We start from the raw sequence: 17883 nt of genomic DNA on the forward strand, positions 1-17883 counted from the left end.
CCAAGAGATCCGGGATCTGACCCGGGACGGATGAGGACAAGCCTGATGCTGGATGCAGCCAAAACGACTGATGTGCAGGCCGAGACCCTGCTTGAGATCAACAATATCGAAGTGATCTACAACCACGTGATCCTGGTGCTGAAAGGCGTCAGCCTGACGGTCCCCAAAGGCGGTATTATTGCCCTGTTGGGGGGCAATGGCGCGGGCAAGACAACGACGCTGAAAGCGATCTCGAACCTGCTGCTCTCGGAGCGCGGTGAGGTGACCAAGGGGTCGATCAAATATCGTGGTGTGGACGTGCATGGGTCTGACCCGGCCGAGCTGGTGCGACAGGGGGTGATCCAGGTGATGGAGGGCCGCCATTGTTTCGAACACCTGACGGTCGAGGAAAATCTGCTGACCGGCGCCTATACCCGTACTGATGGCAAGGCCAATATCGCCGCTGATCTGGAGATGGTTTACACCTATTTCCCACGCCTGAAAGATCGTCGCAAAAGCCAGGCAGGTTATACCTCAGGCGGGGAACAACAGATGGTGGCAATGGGGCGCGCCCTGATGAGCCGCCCTGAAACCGTGCTGCTGGACGAACCCTCGATGGGGCTGGCACCGCAGCTGGTGGAACAGATTTTTGAGATCGTGAAATCGATCAATCAAAAGGAAGGCGTGACCTTCCTGCTGGCCGAACAGAATACCAATATGGCGCTGAAATATGCCCATTATGGCTATATTCTGGAATCCGGTCGCGTCGTGATGGACGGCCCTGCGGCTGAACTGCGCGAAAACCCCGATGTAAAAGAGTTTTACCTGGGCATGTCAGATGAGGGCCGTAAATCCTTCCGTGATGTGCGCTCATATCGCCGCCGTAAACGGTGGCTCAGTTAATGGATAACAGTGCTGACATGACCTATTATGACGCGCTTGAAACCCGGTCAGCAGATGAGCGGGCCAAGGCTCAGCTTGACGGGCTGCGCGGGCAGATTGACCGCGCCCGCGCCGCCAAGAATGCCTGCAATCTGGACGGACCCGAAGTGCAAGACCTCTCGGATCTGGCGCAATACCCGGTGCTGCGCAAGGCAGAGCTAAGCGCATGGCAAAAGGCAAATCCGCCCTTTGGGGGCATTGCGGTGTCCAATGTCGCGCATATCTTTCAGTCGCCGGGGCCGATCTATGAACCCGGTGGCATCACCCATGACTGGTGGCGCATGGGCCGGTTCCTGCATGCCTGCGGTATCGGTGCGGGTGATGTGGTGCAGAACTGCTTTGGCTACCACCTGACCCCGGCGGGGATGATCTTTGAAAGCGGCGCCCGGGCGGTTGGGGCCACGGTTCTGCCGGCTGGTACCGGTCAGACCGAACTGCAGGTGACGGCGGCCCGCGATGTGGGGGCCACCGCTTATGCCGGCACGCCGGATTACCTGAAGGTGATCTTGGACAAGGCCGACAGCATGGGGATCAAGCTGAACTTCTCCAAGGCGGCGGTGGGCGGTGGCGCATTGTTCCCCAGCCTGCGTCAGGAATACGCCGATCGCGGCATTGCCTGCCTGCAATCTTACGCCACCGCAGATCTGGGCAACATCGCCTATGAAAGCGCGGCAATGGAAGGCATGATCGTTGACGAAAAGGTCATCGTCGAAATCGTCACGCCGGGCACCGGCACTCCGGTGGCACCGGGAGAGGTCGGCGAAGTTGTGGTCACCACGCTGAACACTGACTATCCGCTGATCCGCTTTGCCACTGGCGATCTGAGCGCGGTGATGCCGGGCCTCAGCCCCTGTGGCCGCACCAATATGCGGATCAAGGGCTGGATGGGCCGCGCCGACCAGACCACCAAGATCAAGGGCATGTTTGTGCGCCCCGAACAGGTGGCGACACTGGTGGCCAGGCATGATGAGGTGACCAGAGCGCGGGTGATTGTCCGCCGTGAGGGCGAGATGGACGCGATGACGGTTCAGATCGAAACTCCGGGCGGCGATGAGATCGCCTATGGGCGGTCTGTGATCGAGGTGCTGAAACTGAAGGCCAAGGTCGAGATGGTGTCGCCGGGAAGCCTTCCCAAAGACGGGTTGGTGATCGAGGATCAGCGAAAATACGACTGATCCCGCTGGATTTTGCCAAAGAAGCCCCGAATGCCCGCCGGTATTCGGGGCTTTTTGTCTTGGATGAGCTTTCGATCTGGAGTTTCCGAGCAATTTTGTCGCATAAGAGGCCAGTCCTATTACCCAGTCCCAATTACAAAGACGGATCAACTGAACCGTGAGCGATACCCCTGATTACGCCCGCAAGGGCAGCCGCCGTGGCAAAAAAGGCGGCAGCCGCCTGTTGTCGGTGCTGGCCTGGACCGTGGCGCTGGCCTGTCTGTTGCCAATGGTGGCGGTGGTTCTGGCCGCAGTGACCGGCGGCACCGACACTGTCTCGCATCTGATGGAGACCGTGTTGCTGCGCTATACCGGCACCACCATTGTGTTGGTCTGTCTGGTAGCCGTGGGGACGTTTTTGTTTGGCGTCGGCGCCGCCTGGTTGGTGACAATGACCAAGTTTCCGGGGGTGCGTTTCTTTGAAATGGCGCTGATCCTGCCCTTGGCCTTTCCCGCCTATGTTCTGGCCTATGCCTATACTTTTGTTCTGGATCATCCCGGAGTGGTGCAGTCCACCCTGCGACAGGTCACCGGCTGGGGGCCGCGCGACTATTGGTTCCCCGAGATCCGCTCGACCGTTGGCGCCGCATTGATGCTGGTGCTGGTGCTGTACCCTTACGTCTACCTGCTGGCCCGCGCCGCCTTTCTGCAGCAAAGCGCCGGGGCCTTTTTGGCGGCGCGGGCTTTGGGCAATACTGCCTGGCAGGCGTTCTGGCGGGTCAGCCTGCCGATGGCCCGGCCGGCCATTGCCTCCGGAGTGCTGTTGGCGATCATGGAGACCATCGCCGATTTTGGCACCGTGTCCTATTTTGGCGTGCAGACCTTTGCCACCGGCATCTATACCAGCTGGTTTTCCATGGGTGACCGGGCTGGCGCGGCGCAGCTGGCCCTGGTGTTGCTGGGATTCGCACTGACCCTGGCCGTGGTTGAGCGCTCGACCCGTGGCAAAGCCCGCTACCATCAGGCCGGCAAGCAACACAACAAGATGCCACCGAGCACCCTGACGGGCGGCAAGATGCTGATTGCCTGGGGGCTCTGTGCCATTCCGGTTCTGTTGGGGTTTCTGCTGCCGGTGGTTATTCTGGTCGATATGGGGCTGGAGTCGGAGCAGAACCTGTTCAGCCGCCGTTACATCGGCTTTATCCTGAACTCCCTGACACTGGCCAGTGTCGCGGCGCTGCTGACGGTCTGCGCGGCGGTCTGCATTGGCTTCTATCTGCGACTGCAACCGGGGCGCACCGCCACGGCTGCGGCCTATGCCGCGCGGCTGGGCTACGCGGTGCCGGGCGGAGTGATTGCGGTTGGCCTGATGGTGCCCTTTGCCGCTTTTGACAACACGCTGGATGCCTGGATGCGCAGCACCTTTGACATCCGCACCGGGCTGTTGATCACCGGCTCGATCTGGTTGCTGATTGCCGCCTATATGGTGCGCTTCCTGGCCGCCGCCCTGGGCGCCTATGAGGGCGGTCAGAGCACCGTACATGTCAACATGGACGCCGCCGCCAGATCGCTGGGGCAGGGGCCCTTTGGCATGCTGCGCCGGGTCCACCTGCCGATCCTGTCGCCCAGCCTGCTGACGGCGCTGCTGATTGTCTTTGTCGATGTGATGAAGGAACTGCCGGCCACCTTGATCATGCGGCCATTCAATTATGACACGCTGGCGATCCAGGCCTACCGGCTGGCCTCGGACGAGCGGCTGGAGGGCGCTGCAGTGCCGTCACTGGTGATTATGGCGGTGGGGCTGCTGCCGGTCATCCTGATCTGCCGACAGGTCGGACGCCGCCGCTAAAGCGGGCTCAGCCGCCGCAGCCGCCGCAGTCGCCGCAGCTGCCGCCTTGCGGGCAGGCCCGCCTGGGAGCGCAGCTCAACACCCATTTTCTGGCTTTTTACCGGGGGGCCTTCTACCGGGGGGGGGCTTCTATCGGCGGCCAACTGTTTGGTGACAGAGGTTCGACCATATCGAGCCTTGGCTGCCAAATGTCTTCAGGTCAGGTCAGATCAGGGCAAACGCAAACAAGGCGCGAAACGGTCCGCGCCTTGTCCAAATTATATCCACTCAAAGGGAGAGAGATTATTTCCAGTTCACTTCGTTGAAGATCTTCTGGGCCACAGGGATGTTCTTGGCGACGTCAGCCAGAATAACATCGTCGGCCTTGAAGTCACCCAGCGCAGCCACGCTTGGGGCCAGCTCTACACCGGCAACTACCGGGAATTCGTCATTGCCGTTCGAGAAGTATTGCTGCGCCTGAGGCGAGGCCAGATATTCCAGGAACTTGATGGCGTTGGCTTTGTTTGGGGCATGGGCTGCAACACCGGCGCCGGACAGGTTCATATGGGCCCCCTCAGCGTCCTGCGATGGGAATGCCCAGCCGATCATCTCGCGACTGTCTGAAAGGCCTTTGACATTTTTGCGGATCGAGCGGGCAAAGTAGTATGTATTGGCAACTGAGATTTCGCACTGGCCAGAGACAATGCCGCGCAGCTGGTCGGTGTCACCGCCCTGCGGGTCACGCGCCATATTGGCCACCACGCCTGCAGCCCAGTCCTTGGCAACCTCTTCACCGTGGTGTGTCACGATCGACGCCAGCAGAGTCTGGTTGTAGGTGTTGGTCGACGACCGGATGCAAACCATGCCTTTGTATTCAGGCTTGGCCAGGTCCAGGTAGGTTGCGGGTGGGTTGGCAACCTCTGCCTTGTCGAAAAAGATGATCCGCGCCCGCTGCGAGAAGCCAAACCACATATTGTCGGTGTCTTGCAGGTTGGCAGGGATCTTGTCTTCAAGAACGTCGCTGTCGATGGCCTGCAGAATACCGGCATTCCTGGCCCGGGCCAGACGCGAGGTGTCAACCGTCAGCAGGATATCAGCAGGCGAGTTCGCCCCTTCGGCCTGCATCCGCGCAATCAGCTCGTCGGCCTTGCCTTCGATGCGGTTGATGGTGATGCCGGTGGCCTCTTCGAAATCAGAATACAACCGCTCGTCGGTGTCATAATGGCGCGAAGAATACAGGTTCAACTCGCCGCTTGCAGCAGCCGAAGTGGCCACCACGGCAGTGAGCGCAGAGGCGATGATTGTAGTAGATTTCAGCATGACATGTCCCAATGTGAATCACGGATTCGGAGAGTATTCCCGACTGATTTAGTCAATTATACGAAATTGATCCAGATGCAAATCTAAACTGACAAAATTAGTCAGAAAAATGAAGGTGTCTAAAACTGATGTCCAGCGGAGCGGAAAATAGGCGGCTAGGCATTGGCTAAATGGCCCGGCCAAGACATTGCTGTTAAACGCAAAAAACCGCATCCCAGGGATGCGGTTTTCAAAACGTCTCTAGCAATGCGAGAACTTAGCCCTGACGTGCTTTGAAGCGGGGCTGAGTTTTGTTGATCACGTAGACGCGACCCTTACGACGCACAATGCGGCAATCCCGGTGCCGGTTCTTGAGCGAGCGGAGCGAGTTCTTGACTTTCATCAGTCTTCTCCTGTTCTGCGGCGCGAACCAGCGCCTGGGTTACGGGTGTCATGACCTTACAGTCACAACAATGAATTCATGGTGGGCACTACAAGGTTCGAACTTGTGACCCCTTCGATGTCAACGAAGTGCTCTACCGCTGAGCTAAGCGCCCATGAATACCGGCGTTTATTTCCAGCCCCAATTAATCGGGGCCGAGAGGTCTGCGCCAGTGAAGGGGTCTATAAAAGGAGTCGTGCAGGGGCGCAAGAGCTTTTGACCACAGAAATTTCCGCTCTATGCTGTTTCTTGAACCAGACGCACCGGAGATAGGATGTCCAAGGCTGCATTTCACGTATTTTCTCCGAAAAAACTGCTATCTGGCGTGGTTTTTGCCTCGCCACATAGCGGTGCGGAATACTCGGACGCGTTTATCTCCCGGTCGATTCTGTCGCCGCATCAAATCCGAAGCTCGGAAGATGCATTTGTAGACCAGCTTTTTGCCGCGGCGCCGGACTTTGGAGTGCCATTGCTGACGGCGGTGGCGCCCCGGGCCTTTGTGGATCTCAACCGCGCCATTGACGAATTGGACCCGGCCTTGATTGAGGATGTCCCGCGCCGAGGGCAAAACCCGCGGATTGCCTCCGGGCTCGGGGTGATTCCCCGTGTTGTCGCCCAGGGGCGGCCGATTCATCGGGGCAAGCTGACGCTGGCTGAGGCGCAGCAGAGGATCAACCGCTACTGGATCCCCTATCATTCTGAACTGCAACGATTGCTGCAACAGGCGCAGAGCCAGTTTGGCCAGGCGATCCTGGTGGATTGCCACTCGATGCCGCATGAGGCGCTCCAAACGATGGGCAAAGGCAGTGGTCCTTTGCCCCAGGTGGTTCTGGGAGATCGGTTCGGCACCTCAGCCAGCGGCGCGGTGACCGACCAGATTGAGGCGGCCTTTGTTGCCGCAGGTCTGAATGTGTGGCGCAATACACCTTTTGCCGGCGCCTATATTACTCAGGCCTATGGGCGTCCCTCACGCGGTCAACATGCGGTGCAGGTGGAAATTGACCGGGCACTCTATATGGATGAGGCGGCGATACAACCGAGCAGCAATTTTGCCGCCCTGAAGGCGCTGCTGCGGGGGGTCATCATCGAAATCTCGCAGATTGGCGCCGAACCGGCCTCTCTGGCCGCAGAATAAGGGAGCGCTGCCCCCTTCGCAGGCAAAGCCTGCTCCTCCCCCGGGATATTTCTGGCCAGATGAAGCAGGGATCCTTTTCATCTGGCCGGTAAATATCCTGGGGTCTGGGGCAAAGCCCCAGCCGCCGGAGGCGGATTAGCGGAGCGCCCGACCTTTCAGGATGGCGCTGGCCCCAAAGCGGCTGCGAATCGCGTCCGTCGCCCGTTCGGCCTTGGCCCGTTGGGCGGCCTGAGGGTCCAGAAGGTCACCGGTAATATCCGCCTGGGATTCAGGCACCAGATCAGAGATGCCGCAGCCAAGCAGTCGATAGGGCCCCTGATCGCCGACCTGATCCAGCAGATCCCGCGCGGTGCGGTAAATCACTTCGGCCATCTGAGTGGCATCGCGCAGGGATAGGCGCCGGGTCAGCGCAGAATGGTTGGCGCGCTTCAGCTTAAGTGTGACCACGCGCCCCGCCAAGTGTTTGGCTTTCGCCCGGCCCGATACTTTTTCGGCTAGCCGCCACAAATGACCATCGAGTATTTCGATATTGGCGGTGTCCTCATTGAATGTGGTTTCATTGGTGATGGATTTCATCGGCGTATTGGCTGAAACGCGGCGCCGGTCCTCGCCGCGGGCCAGATGCCACAGGCGATCGCCCATTGATCCAAAGCGCGCCGCCAGATCGCGGCGCTCCCAGCGCAGCAGATCCGCAAATATCCGGATCCCGGCCTGGTCCAGGCTGGCCTGTGCTGCGGGGCCGATGCCCCAGATCAAGCCCACGGGCTTGTCATAAAGAAAGGCGCCGGTCTCGGCTTTGCCAATCACCGAATATCCACGCGGTTTGTCCAGATCCGAGGCCACCTTGGCGAGGAATTTGTTGTGGGACAAGCCGATGGATCCGGTAATCCCCAGTTCATCCTTCATCCGCTTCACCAGCCGCGCCAGCATTACTGCCGGGGGCGCGCCGTGCAGCTGCTCGGTGCCGCTCAGATCCATAAAGGCCTCGTCCAGCGACAGCGGCTCAACATCCGGCGTCAATTCATCCATCATTGCGCGGATCTGACGTGAGACTTCGACATAGGCCTCCATACGCGGTTTGATCACCACTGCAGTGGGGCACAGCTTCAGCGCCTGGAACATTGGCATTGCCGAGCGGACGCCGCGAATGCGGGCGACATAGCAGGCGGTGGACACCACCCCGCGCTTACCGCCGCCGATGATCAACGGCTTGTCGGCCAGATCGGGGTTGTCGCGCTTTTCCACGCTGGCAAAAAATGCGTCGCAATCCATATGGGCAATGTTCAGCGCGAACAGTTCGTCATGCGCCTTCACCCTTGGGCTGCCGCAGTGCGGGCAGCGTCGCGCCGGCGCGATCTGGCTCAGGCAATCTCGGCATATGGCAGGCATGGTGGGGCTCATTTGGGCGCTGGTGGGTCTGGATCTGGCGTCTGTGGCTGCAGTCTAGCCTGTTGGCCAGGTATTGTCTTTATCTGGCAGCCAGATCAATCCGCTGGCGGTGCCGCATTTCGCAATCCAGTTGCAAGAGTATCTTGAGGAGGCTGAGACCTGAGCCCAAAGAAAAAGCCCCCGCTGCTGAGGCGGGGGTATAGTCACGGACCTCAGGAAGAGAGCCCGTAGGGGAGTGTCTTACTTTGACGATCTTCTATTTTCGGCAAATCACAAAGGCTGGAATGTTAGCCAGCGCAATTGAGAGTCATAAATGTGCCTTTGTCGGCACAGGGACAATTTGGCGCGCTTTTGCGGCCGGTTATTCGATTTTTCGTTTACAGTAAGGAGGTTGACCTGACGTCAACTCTCTTTTTGACAGCCTGAACCGCAAATGATGCTGGTTTTGCGGAAAGTTTTTATTCTGCTGATAAAATGTGCAGCTGCCCGATATCACGGGCAAGCTGTCATTTTTTGCGCCCTCAGCCCTGGTTTAAAGGGCTGGCCGCTGTGTTTCTCATTTCATCCAGAATAGCCAGGGCAGCGGCCTGCGGATCTTTGGCTTGCCAGATGGGGCGCCCAACAACGATGTGATCCACGCCATCTGCAATGGCACTGGCCGGGGTTGCCACCCGTTTCTGATCGCCCAGATCGGCGCCTGCGGGACGGACGCCGGGGGTGACGATCAGGCGGCCCTCTGCCTCGGGCAGGGCGCGGATCACTGCGGCCTCTTGGGGCGAGGCAATAACGCCGTCGGCTCCGGCGGCAAAGGCATTGCCGGCCCGTTCCAGCACCAGATCCTTAATAGCCCCGTCTTTGATCAGCGCGCCGTCCAGATCCTGCCGGTCCAGCGAGGTCAGGATGGTCACCGCCAGGATTTTCATATCACTGCCCGCAGCGCCCTGCTTGGCGGCGGACACCACATAGGGGTCGCCATGCACTGTCAGGAAATCGAGATCAAACTGCGCCAGTCCGCGAACCGCTTTCTCAACGGTGGCGCCGATGTCGAACAGTTTCATGTCCAGGAAAATGCGCTTGCCCATCTCGTGCTTCAGCTCGTTGGCCAGCGCCAGTCCGCCGCCTGTCAACATGCCCAGACCAATCTTGTAGAACGATACGGCATCGCCCAGCTGTTCGGCCAGTTGCAGGCCTTGCACAGCGTTGGGGACATCCATTGCAACAATCAGGCGGTCGTCGGACATGGGGAAAGCTCCGGGTGTGATGGGGGTTGCGCCTGTCTAAGGTCAGCGGCGATCCAGCACAAGGGCCTAGGATTTGTCGAGTTTTTGGATCAGTGGCGCTGCCGCAATTGGCCCACCAGTCTGAGGTCCGGCTGCCCTGACCGACTGCCGGGCATTGGCTGCAACTGAGCGATGGCCGCGCTGGTGAACTGCGATGCGGCCGTGTTTCGCTTGGGCAGGGTAATCTGACAATACAGGCTGACGCCTCGATAGCTCATCGAGAGCGATGCGTTGGCGCGGCGGCGGGCGCTATTGGCGCCATTGCGGTGCTGAGCGGGCTGAGTTTTGGGAGCAAGCATGAGGGCCTCCGGCTGTGATTCTCTAAAATTCTCATAAAATGCCGGCGAAACTATGGCGGTGATCGGGGGCAGCCGGCATTGATTTTTGTAAGTGAAATTCTCATCATTTCCGGGGATTATGCCCCTTGAACAGATGGCAACACTACCCACATTGATGCAGAGGCCCAGATCGGGGCGTGCCGCCAAGCGGGCGTTTCAAATAACCGGGCGCTTATAAAAGGAGAGACAGATGGACTTGAACAAGTTCACCGAGCGGGCACGCGGTTTTGTGCAGGCCGCTCAGACTATTGCGGTGCGTGAAGAGCATCAGCGACTGGTTCCTGAACACATTCTAAAAGCATTGATGGATGACGACCAGGGGCTGGCCAGCAATCTGATCAGCCGGGCTGGCGGCGAGCCGTCGCGGGTGGTGGACTCGCTGGAAACCGCGTTGTCGAAACACGCCAAGGTCAGCGGCGATGGCAGCCAGATCTATCTGGATGGCCAGACCGCCAAGGTGCTGGCCGAGGCCGAGAAGCTGGCCTCCAAGGCTGGCGATAGCTTTGTCCCGGTTGAACGGGTGCTGATGGCGCTGTGTATGGTGAAATCCAAGGCCAAGGATGCGCTGGATGCCGGGGGTGTCTCTGCGCAAAAGCTGAACGAGGCGATCAACGATATCCGCAAGGGCCGCACTGCTGACAGTGCCAGCGCCGAAGACGGCTATGAGGCGCTGAAGAAATACGCCCATGACCTGACCGAGGCGGCACGCCAGGGCAAGATTGACCCGATCATTGGCCGCGACGAGGAAATCCGCCGCGCCATGCAGGTGCTGTCGCGCCGCACCAAGAACAACCCGGTGCTGATCGGCGAACCCGGCGTTGGTAAAACCGCCATCGCCGAGGGCATGGCGCTGCGCATCGTCAATGGCGATGTGCCGGAATCCTTACGCGACAAGCAACTGCTGTCGCTGGACATGGGGGCGCTGATTGCCGGTGCCAAATACCGGGGCGAGTTTGAGGAACGGCTCAAGGCGGTCTTGACCGAGGTGACCGAGGCCAATGGTGAAATCCTGCTGTTCATCGACGAAATGCACACGCTGGTTGGCGCGGGTAAGGGCGACGGCGCGATGGATGCGGCCAACCTGATCAAACCGGCGCTGGCGCGCGGTGAATTGCACTGTATCGGCGCCACCACGCTGGATGAATACCGCAAATACGTCGAGAAAGACGCCGCCCTGGCGCGTCGGTTCCAGCCAGTGGTGATCTCTGAGCCCACGGTTGAGGACACCATCTCGATCCTGCGCGGCATCAAAGAGAAATATGAACTGCATCACGGGGTGCGGATCTCGGACGCGGCGCTGGTGGCGGCGGCCACTCTGTCGAACCGCTATATCACCGACCGCTTTCTGCCGGACAAGGCCATCGACCTGATGGACGAGGCCGCCAGCCGTCTGCGGATGGAGGTCGACAGCAAACCCGAAGAGCTGGACCAACTGGATCGTCAGATCCTGCAAATGCAGATCGAGGGCGAAGCTCTGCGGATGGAAGATGACGCCGCCTCCAAGGACCGGCTGGAAACGCTGGAGCTGGATCTGTCCGCATTGCAGGACCGCAGTGCCGAGATGACGGCGCAGTGGCAGGCGGAACGGGACAAACTGGCCGGCGCCCGCGACATCAAAGAGCTGCTGGAAAAGGCCCGCGCCGAGCTGGAAATCGCCAAGCGCGAGGCCAATCTCGCCAAGGCGGGGGAGCTGTCTTACGGCGTCATCCCCGAGCTGGAAAAACAGCTGGCGCAGGCTGAGGGCCGCGAAGACAGCGAGCGATTGGTCGCCGAAGCGGTGCGCCCGGAACAGATCGCTGCGGTGGTCGAGCGCTGGACCGGTATCCCCACCTCGAAAATGCTCGAAGGCGACCGCGAGAAACTGCTGCGGATGGAGGATGCGCTGCATGGCCGGGTGATTGGCCAGCACGACGCGGTCACTGCCGTCGCCAATGCGGTGCGCCGTGCGCGGGCGGGCCTGAACGACGAAGGCCGCCCGCTGGGCTCCTTCCTGTTCCTTGGCCCCACAGGTGTCGGTAAAACCGAGCTGACCAAGGCGGTGGCCGAGTTCCTGTTCGACGACGAACATGCCATGGTGCGCATCGACATGTCGGAATACATGGAGAAACACTCGGTCTCGCGCCTGATCGGCGCGCCTCCGGGCTATGTCGGCTATGACGAGGGTGGATCGCTGACCGAGGCGGTGCGCCGTCGCCCCTATCAGGTGGTGCTGTTTGACGAGGTCGAAAAGGCGCACCCGGATGTGTTCAACGTGCTGTTGCAGGTGCTCGACGACGGGGTGCTGACCGATGGTCAGGGCCGCACCGTTGATTTCAAGCAGACGCTGATCGTGCTGACCTCGAACCTTGGCGCTCAGGCGCTGAGCCAACTGCCAGACGGGGCTGATGCCTCGGAGGCGCGTCACCATGTGATGGAGGCGGTACGCGGGCACTTCCGCCCCGAGTTCCTGAACCGTCTGGATGAAACCATCATCTTTGACCGGCTCAAGCGCGAGGATATGGACGGTATCGTTGATATCCAACTGGGCCGGCTAGTCAAACGTCTGGCTGAGCGCAAGATCACCCTGCAGCTGGACGAGGAGGCCAAGACCTGGCTGGCGGATGAAGGCTATGACCCGGTGTTTGGTGCTCGGCCGCTGAAACGGGTGATCCAACGCGCGCTGCAGAACTCGCTGGCCGAAATGCTGCTGGGCGGCGATGTCAAAGATGGCGACACCGTGCCGGTCTCGGCCGGCCCCGAAGGTCTGATCATCGGCGACCGCCTTGGCAGTACCAACCGCCCCAAACCGGACGACGCGGTGGTGCATTAAACAAGAACAGGCCCGTCAGAAATGGCGGGCCTTTTTGCGGTGAGGGTGCTGTGCTGGTGACAGTTTCTGTCATCAGGGGGGTGTTATCGTGATCCCAAGTCCTCCGTTGGGCACGATCTTCATAACCGCAGGTACCACACGTGATACATCATCAACGAACACGCGATATCCAAGCCACTCCTGACGCCGTATGGGCGATCATCGGTCGCTACATGCACATAGACGAGTTTGCACCACTGGTGAAATCCGTCGAGGCGCTTACCAATGGCGCCGATGGGATCGGCTCAAAACGGCGCTGTCATTTCGACGATGGCAACTCGGTGGTAGAAGAGGTGACCGCGTGGGAGGTCAATCGCAGGTATCGCGTCCGTTTGTCGGAAATGGATGCGATGCCTCTTCATGAATGCCACGCCGAACTGTCGCTCACTCCAATGCTGAACGGGCAGACACGGGTGATATGGAGCATGGACTACCGGGTGAAGTTCGGACCTTTAGGATGGCTGTTGGGGCAGACCATGATGAAAATGATGATGGGCAAGATCCTGGACGGTAACCTCAAGGGCCTTGCCGACAGGGTTCGCTCAAACCGGGTTGGATCTGCACTGGCCAGCTAGTACCACTTCGCCCGAACCAGCGAGACGAGGGCGCAAAGTGCTCTCTTGTCTTGCCAAAGGGACCAAAGCGGCGGCTGTCTGGGACCTTACCCCACCGCACGCCCTGATCACCGCAGTTTTATCTCTGACCCCCATACTGCCCGGCAATCGCGATTACCGCTGGGATTCACATCCCCGGCACAGGAACAGGGCCTAGCGTTGTACCGCGGGCGCTATGGGATGCATCTACGCACGGGGGATAAAATCCCCGTCCAAACCCGCTCTGGCGACGTCGCCACTCGTAACCAACACAGGCGCCGACACAGGCAGTCAAGACAGTACAAATATCCACCACAACCCGATGGGCCAGTGGCTCAGCCGGGCGCTTCGGCGTGGCTGCGTGTAAGTGGGGGGCATTGATGCCATCCGTTTGGCTGTGGCCAATGCTGCCGCTCTTCCTATATTTAGCGATATGTCCAACCAACAAGAAAACTCTCACCAATCCAGCCCCCGCCGCTCTGTTTTTGCCGCCGCCGTTCTGCTTCTCATATTCGGGAGCGCGCTGGGCTTCGTGGTGAGTAAATATTCCCTGACCCCGGACGAGCTGGCGCAGCAGTTGCGGGCCCTTGGCGCCTGGGCTCCGGTGGCGGTGATCGTGCTGATGATCCTGCACAGCTTTGTGCCGTTCCCGGCCGAGATCCTGGCGATTTGTGCCGGGGCGGTGTTTGGCACCGTTATGGGCAGTGTGCTGATCTGGATTGGCGCCATGCTGGGGGCGCTTGCCGCCTTTGGTCTGTCGCGCAAGCTGGGGCAGAGGGTTATTCTCGGATGGCTGGCACCGGCCCAGGCCCAGCGACTGAACGATTGGACCCAGGACCGGGGGGCGCTTGCCCTGTTGATCAGCCGCTTCATTCCGGTGATTGCCTTTAACCTGATCAACTATGCCGCTGGCCTGACTAGGGTGCGATTGTGGACCTTTGTCTGGACCACTGGCCTGGGCATCGTGCCGTTTACCGTGATGCTGGCCTATCTTGGGGCGCAGATGAAGGAGCTGAGCTGGCCAATGCTGCTGATTGTTTCGGCTGTTGGGGTGATCTTGGTCTGTGGGTTGCACCACTGGGCCAAGCTCCGGCGATGGATCTGATCCCGCCCTGCGGCAACATTGGCTTGCGCAGGCCGGCGATCGCGCTCAACATCAAACCCATCTTCGGCACCTAACAGGCCCCACATTTACTATACAGGAGATCGCGCATGGATTTTGCTGCAAACGTTATCGAGTTTATGGCGCTGGGCTTTGTCTTTCTTCTCGGCGCAATTGCGGTCTGTGTTGCGGGGCTGTTTGTGGTGGACCGGTTGCAAACCAGCGATGCTATCCGGCGCAACTATCCGGTGATCGGGCGCTTTCGGCATCTGTTCAGCGAGCTGGGTGAGTTCTTTCGCCAGTATTTCTTTGCCATGGACCGCGAGGAGCTGCCGTTCAACCGCGCACAGCGCGATTGGGTAAAGCGGGCCTCGTTGGGGGCGGACAATACCATCGCCTTTGGCTCAACCCGCAATACTAACGTGCCGGGCACGCCAATCTTTGTGAATGCGCCGTTTCCACCACTGGATGATGAAAGTGCCCGCACCACACCTTTGCAGATAGGCCCGACGGCGCGCATCCCCTATCTGGCGCCGTCGATCTTTAATATCTCAGGGATGAGCTTTGGTGCCATTTCCAAACCCGCCGTACAGGCGCTGAGCCGGGGCGCCAAACAGGCTGGGGTCTGGCTGAACACCGGTGAGGGCGGGCTTAGCCCGTTTCATCTTGAGGGTGGTTGCGACATCGTGTTTCAGATCGGCACTGCCAAATACGGCGTGCGCAGCGATCAGGGCGGGTTATGCGATGATAAGCTGAAGCAGGTTGCCGCCCATGACTCGGTGCGGATGTTTGAACTTAAACTGTCGCAGGGGGCCAAGCCGGGCAAGGGCGGCATCCTGCCAGCCGCCAAGGTGACCGAGGAGATCGCCGCCATTCGCGGGATTGCTGCCGGGCAGGCCAGCCTGTCGCCCAACCGTCACCCGGAAATGGAGAATTTTGGCGATCTGCTGGATATGATCAGTCACATCCGTTTGGTGACGGGCAAGCCGGTAGGGATCAAAACCGTTGTCGGTTCTGAGGCGGTCATGCGCCAGCTGTTTGAATGCATTGTGGCACGCGGCGATGAGGCCGCCCCGGACTTCATCACCATTGATGGCGGCGAGGGCGGCACTGGCGCGGCGCCGATGCCGCTGATTGATCTGGTCGGCATGTCGGTGCGCGAGGCGCTGCCGATGGTGGCCAACCTGCGCGATGAACATGGGCTGAAAGACCGGATCCGGCTGATTTCATCCGGTAAGCTGGTCAACCCCGGTGATGTGGCCTGGGCGCTGGCGGCGGGGGCCGACTTTGTCACCTCGGCGCGCGGCTTCATGTTTGCGCTGGGCTGCATTCAGGCGCTGAAATGTAATCGCAACACCTGCCCAACCGGTGTCACCACCCATGATCCCCGGTTCCAAAAGGGGCTGGTGGTCGCGGACAAATATACCCGTGTTGCCAAATATGCCCGCGAGATCATCCACGAGGTGGAGATCATCGCCCACTCGGTCGGGGTGGCCGAGCCACGCCAGATCCACCGCCGCCATGTGCGCATCATGATGGAGGGCGGGCGCTCCCGCCCGATGAACGAGCTGATGCCAGGTTACAGTTCCGTCGCTGAATTGTGACAGGATATGTTTTGGTTGTTTAGTCCGTTGTGGGTATCTCTGGGAAAACGAGATTTAAGGAGCCCCAAATGGCCTATCGCTGGACCAATGACCTGACCCATGATGATGTCACCTCTCAGAGTGCCTTTCTGAACCGCCGTCAGATCATGGCGGGCATGGCCGGATTGGGGCTTGGCGCCATGGCTGGCGGTGCTCAGGCCCAGGAGGCGCTGCAGCCCAACAGCTGGGACGAGGTCACCAGCTATAACAATTTCTATGAGTTCGGCACCGGCAAGGATGACCCGGCGGACAACGCCCATCTGCTCACCACCTCGCCGTGGAGCGTCACCATTGACGGTCTGGTGGATCGCCCCGGCGCCTATGACTTCAAGGACATCCTGTCTGAGATGACAATAGAAGAGCGGATCTACCGCTTTCGCTGCGTCGAGGCCTGGTCGATGGTGGTGCCCTGGAACGGCTTTGAGCTGGCAGATCTGCTGGCCATGGCCGGAGTGCAGGACAGTGCCAAATACGTCGCTTTTGAAACCCTGTACCGACCTGATGAGATGCCCGGCACCGCCTACCGGGTGCTCGACTGGCCCTACCGCGAGGGCCTGCGTCTGGACGAGGCAATGAACCCGCTGACGTTGATGGCCACCGGCATCTTTGGCAAGGATCTGCCCAATCAGAACGGTGCGCCACTGCGTCTGGTGGTGCCGTGGAAATACGGCTTCAAGTCAATCAAATCGATTGTCCGCATTACCCTGAGTGATCAGCAGCCACCAACCAGCTGGAACATGTCCAATTCCCGCGAGTATGGTTTCTACAGCAACGTCAACCCGCAGGTGTCCCATCCGCGCTGGAGCCAGTCCTCTGAGCGCCGGATCGGCGGCGGCCTGTTTTCCAAGCGCCAGCCAACCCTGATGTTCAATGGCTACGAGGGCGAGGTCGCGTCCATGTATGACGGCATGGATCTGGCGGAATTCATTTGATGCGGGATCGGCTCAATCAGTTGCTGCGCCGTTTACCGACCTGGGTGGTCTATGGTCTTGGCCTGCTGCCGGCGCCCTGGCTGTTCTATCAGGGGTTGACCGGAGGGCTGGGCGTTGAACCCATCAAGGCGCTCGAGCATGAGTACGGCGAATTGGCCTTGCAGCTGCTGGTGCTTGGCCTCGCCATCACCCCGCTGCGCAAATACTTGCGGGTTAATCTGCTGAAGTTCCGCCGTGCCGTCGGGTTGCTGTGTTTCTCCTATGTGTCCTGTCACTTGCTGGTCTGGCTACTGCTGGATGTGCAACTGCCGGAACAGATCGTGGCGGATATTATCAAACGCCCCTACATCACCATCGGCATGGCGGGCTTCTTATTGCTGTTGCCACTGGCTCTGACCTCGAACAACTGGTCGATCCGACGGCTGGGCCCCAGCTGGCGCAAGCTGCACCGGGCCAGCTATGTGATCGGGGTGCTGGGGGCGGTGCATTTTGTCATGCTGGTCAAAGGCCTGCAGCTTGAACCGCTGATCTACCTCGCTCTGATCGTCGGATTGCTGCTGTTGCGGCTGCCAGTTCGCCGCATCAGGCCGACCTCCAGCCCCCGACGACAGCGCGCCTGAGATCGCGCCTGAGATCGGATCCGGGGTCGGACGCGAGCTCCAGGGCGGCCAACCGGCCCGGGTATTCACTGATTCCGACTCAGTCGGCGCCTTGATTTTCACCGCCGCTTTGCTGCCGCCTTGTGTCTTGTCGCAATCACCCCACAAGATCTGGTGGCTTCGTTGCGCAGGCTTCAATGGGCGCTTCATTTACTATCAGCCAGATCCGTGAGGGAGCCGAATATAAGATCATAACATATTGATTTCATAAATTTATTCACTTGTTTGGAAAAAAGATGCTGTTTGCGTAATTTAGCTGTTGCGGGCTGGGTGCGATAACCCTAGAACCCCCCTACCGGCGGCGCAGATGTGCTACCGGG

At 59.8% G+C, this 17883-nt stretch carries 15 protein-coding genes and 1 tRNA gene; 10 read left to right on the forward strand and 6 right to left on the reverse strand.

The window, feature by feature from the left end; translation table 11 throughout:
• Positions 1 to 45: 45 nt before the first annotated feature.
• From QPJ95_RS09135 to QPJ95_RS09145, 3 genes are all read left to right on the forward strand, one after another.
• Positions 46 to 882 (forward strand): ABC transporter ATP-binding protein, encoded by an 837-nt coding sequence (locus tag QPJ95_RS09135; protein ID WP_270917501.1) that lies wholly within the window; start codon positions 46 to 48, stop codon positions 880 to 882.
• Between the two features lie 17 nt (positions 883 to 899).
• Positions 900 to 2096, forward strand: a complete 1197-nt coding sequence (locus QPJ95_RS09140; RefSeq protein ID WP_270917524.1) for a phenylacetate--CoA ligase family protein — start codon at positions 900 to 902, stop codon at positions 2094 to 2096.
• Between the two features lie 268 nt (positions 2097 to 2364).
• The gene (locus QPJ95_RS09145; RefSeq protein WP_270917525.1) at positions 2365 to 3924 is read left to right on the forward strand and encodes an ABC transporter permease; all 1560 of its coding nucleotides are present in this window, start codon (positions 2365 to 2367) and stop codon (positions 3922 to 3924) included.
• A gap of 282 nt (positions 3925 to 4206) precedes the next feature.
• Here QPJ95_RS09145 and QPJ95_RS09150 read toward each other — a convergent pair whose 3' ends face one another.
• From QPJ95_RS09150 to QPJ95_RS09160, 3 genes are all read right to left on the reverse strand, one after another.
• Positions 4207 to 5223, reverse strand: a complete 1017-nt coding sequence (locus tag QPJ95_RS09150) for an extracellular solute-binding protein (protein ID WP_270917502.1) — start codon at positions 5221 to 5223, stop codon at positions 4207 to 4209.
• A 256-nt stretch (positions 5224 to 5479) separates the two neighbouring features.
• A complete protein-coding gene (ykgO, locus tag QPJ95_RS09155) occupies positions 5480 to 5605 on the reverse strand; it encodes a type B 50S ribosomal protein L36 (protein WP_008205324.1) in 126 nt (41 codons plus the stop codon).
• A gap of 79 nt (positions 5606 to 5684) precedes the next feature.
• Positions 5685 to 5759: transfer RNA gene (locus tag QPJ95_RS09160), tRNA-Val, on the reverse strand.
• Positions 5760 to 5918: 159 nt separating this feature from the next.
• On the opposite strand from QPJ95_RS09160, the gene QPJ95_RS09165 reads away from it, so the two are divergent.
• A complete protein-coding gene (locus QPJ95_RS09165; RefSeq protein WP_270917503.1) occupies positions 5919 to 6779 on the forward strand; it encodes an N-formylglutamate amidohydrolase in 861 nt (286 codons plus the stop codon).
• A gap of 135 nt (positions 6780 to 6914) precedes the next feature.
• Here QPJ95_RS09165 and QPJ95_RS09170 read toward each other — a convergent pair whose 3' ends face one another.
• From QPJ95_RS09170 to QPJ95_RS09180, 3 genes are all read right to left on the reverse strand, one after another.
• Positions 6915 to 8168 carry a DNA polymerase IV gene (locus QPJ95_RS09170; RefSeq protein ID WP_270917504.1) on the reverse strand — a complete coding sequence of 418 codons (1254 nt, stop codon included), beginning with the start codon at positions 8166 to 8168 and terminating at the stop codon, positions 6915 to 6917.
• A 521-nt stretch (positions 8169 to 8689) separates the two neighbouring features.
• Positions 8690 to 9409 carry an orotidine-5'-phosphate decarboxylase gene (gene pyrF / locus QPJ95_RS09175; protein ID WP_270917505.1) on the reverse strand — a complete coding sequence of 240 codons (720 nt, stop codon included), beginning with the start codon at positions 9407 to 9409 and terminating at the stop codon, positions 8690 to 8692.
• 89 nt (positions 9410 to 9498) lie between these two features.
• A complete protein-coding gene (locus tag QPJ95_RS09180) occupies positions 9499 to 9747 on the reverse strand; it encodes a hypothetical protein (protein ID WP_270917506.1) in 249 nt (82 codons plus the stop codon).
• A gap of 229 nt (positions 9748 to 9976) precedes the next feature.
• On the opposite strand from QPJ95_RS09180, the gene clpB reads away from it, so the two are divergent.
• From clpB to msrQ, 6 genes are all read left to right on the forward strand, one after another.
• Positions 9977 to 12595, forward strand: a complete 2619-nt coding sequence (clpB, locus tag QPJ95_RS09185; protein ID WP_270917507.1) for an ATP-dependent chaperone ClpB — start codon at positions 9977 to 9979, stop codon at positions 12593 to 12595.
• 140 nt (positions 12596 to 12735) lie between these two features.
• Positions 12736 to 13209, forward strand: coding sequence for an SRPBCC family protein (locus QPJ95_RS09190; protein WP_270917508.1), 474 nt, complete (start codon positions 12736 to 12738; stop codon positions 13207 to 13209).
• Between the two features lie 553 nt (positions 13210 to 13762).
• Entirely contained in the window at positions 13763 to 14332 is a 570-nt protein-coding gene (locus QPJ95_RS09195; protein ID WP_270917509.1) for a TVP38/TMEM64 family protein, read from the forward strand.
• 107 nt (positions 14333 to 14439) lie between these two features.
• The gene (locus QPJ95_RS09200; RefSeq protein WP_270917510.1) at positions 14440 to 15933 is read left to right on the forward strand and encodes an FMN-binding glutamate synthase family protein; all 1494 of its coding nucleotides are present in this window, start codon (positions 14440 to 14442) and stop codon (positions 15931 to 15933) included.
• Between the two features lie 68 nt (positions 15934 to 16001).
• Positions 16002 to 16904: a protein-methionine-sulfoxide reductase catalytic subunit MsrP gene (msrP, locus tag QPJ95_RS09205; protein WP_270917511.1), complete on the forward strand. Its 903-nt coding sequence runs from the start codon at positions 16002 to 16004 to the stop codon at positions 16902 to 16904.
• Positions 16904 to 17524 carry a protein-methionine-sulfoxide reductase heme-binding subunit MsrQ gene (gene msrQ, locus QPJ95_RS09210; RefSeq protein WP_270917512.1) on the forward strand — a complete coding sequence of 207 codons (621 nt, stop codon included), beginning with the start codon at positions 16904 to 16906 and terminating at the stop codon, positions 17522 to 17524. Before msrP ends, msrQ begins: the two co-directional genes overlap by 1 nt.
• Positions 17525 to 17883 lie beyond the last annotated feature (359 nt).

Source organism: Parasedimentitalea psychrophila (genome assembly GCF_030285785.1).
GTDB classification, from domain to species: Bacteria; Pseudomonadota; Alphaproteobacteria; order Rhodobacterales; family Rhodobacteraceae; genus Parasedimentitalea; species Parasedimentitalea psychrophila.

Bases quoted from the DNA above. Each gene is read 5' to 3' on its own strand.
- QPJ95_RS09150 (WP_270917502.1), bottom strand. From the start codon at position 5,223: ATGCTGAAATCTACTACAATCATCGCCTCTGCGCTCACTGCCGTGGTG.
- QPJ95_RS09200 (WP_270917510.1), top strand. From the start codon at position 14,440: ATGGATTTTGCTGCAAACGTTATCGAGTTTATGGCGCTGGGCTTTGTC.
- QPJ95_RS09140 (WP_270917524.1), top strand. From the start codon at position 900: ATGACCTATTATGACGCGCTTGAAACCCGGTCAGCAGATGAGCGGGCC.
- clpB (WP_270917507.1), top strand. From the start codon at position 9,977: ATGGACTTGAACAAGTTCACCGAGCGGGCACGCGGTTTTGTGCAGGCC.
- ykgO (WP_008205324.1), bottom strand. From the start codon at position 5,605: ATGAAAGTCAAGAACTCGCTCCGCTCGCTCAAGAACCGGCACCGGGAT.
- QPJ95_RS09135 (WP_270917501.1), top strand. From the start codon at position 46: ATGCTGGATGCAGCCAAAACGACTGATGTGCAGGCCGAGACCCTGCTT.
- msrQ (WP_270917512.1), top strand. From the start codon at position 16,904: ATGCGGGATCGGCTCAATCAGTTGCTGCGCCGTTTACCGACCTGGGTG.
- QPJ95_RS09165 (WP_270917503.1), top strand. From the start codon at position 5,919: ATGTCCAAGGCTGCATTTCACGTATTTTCTCCGAAAAAACTGCTATCT.
- QPJ95_RS09180 (WP_270917506.1), bottom strand. From the start codon at position 9,747: ATGCTTGCTCCCAAAACTCAGCCCGCTCAGCACCGCAATGGCGCCAAT.
- msrP (WP_270917511.1), top strand. From the start codon at position 16,002: ATGGCCTATCGCTGGACCAATGACCTGACCCATGATGATGTCACCTCT.
- pyrF (WP_270917505.1), bottom strand. From the start codon at position 9,409: ATGTCCGACGACCGCCTGATTGTTGCAATGGATGTCCCCAACGCTGTG.
- QPJ95_RS09170 (WP_270917504.1), bottom strand. From the start codon at position 8,168: ATGCCTGCCATATGCCGAGATTGCCTGAGCCAGATCGCGCCGGCGCGA.
- QPJ95_RS09145 (WP_270917525.1), top strand. From the start codon at position 2,365: ATGGTGGCGGTGGTTCTGGCCGCAGTGACCGGCGGCACCGACACTGTC.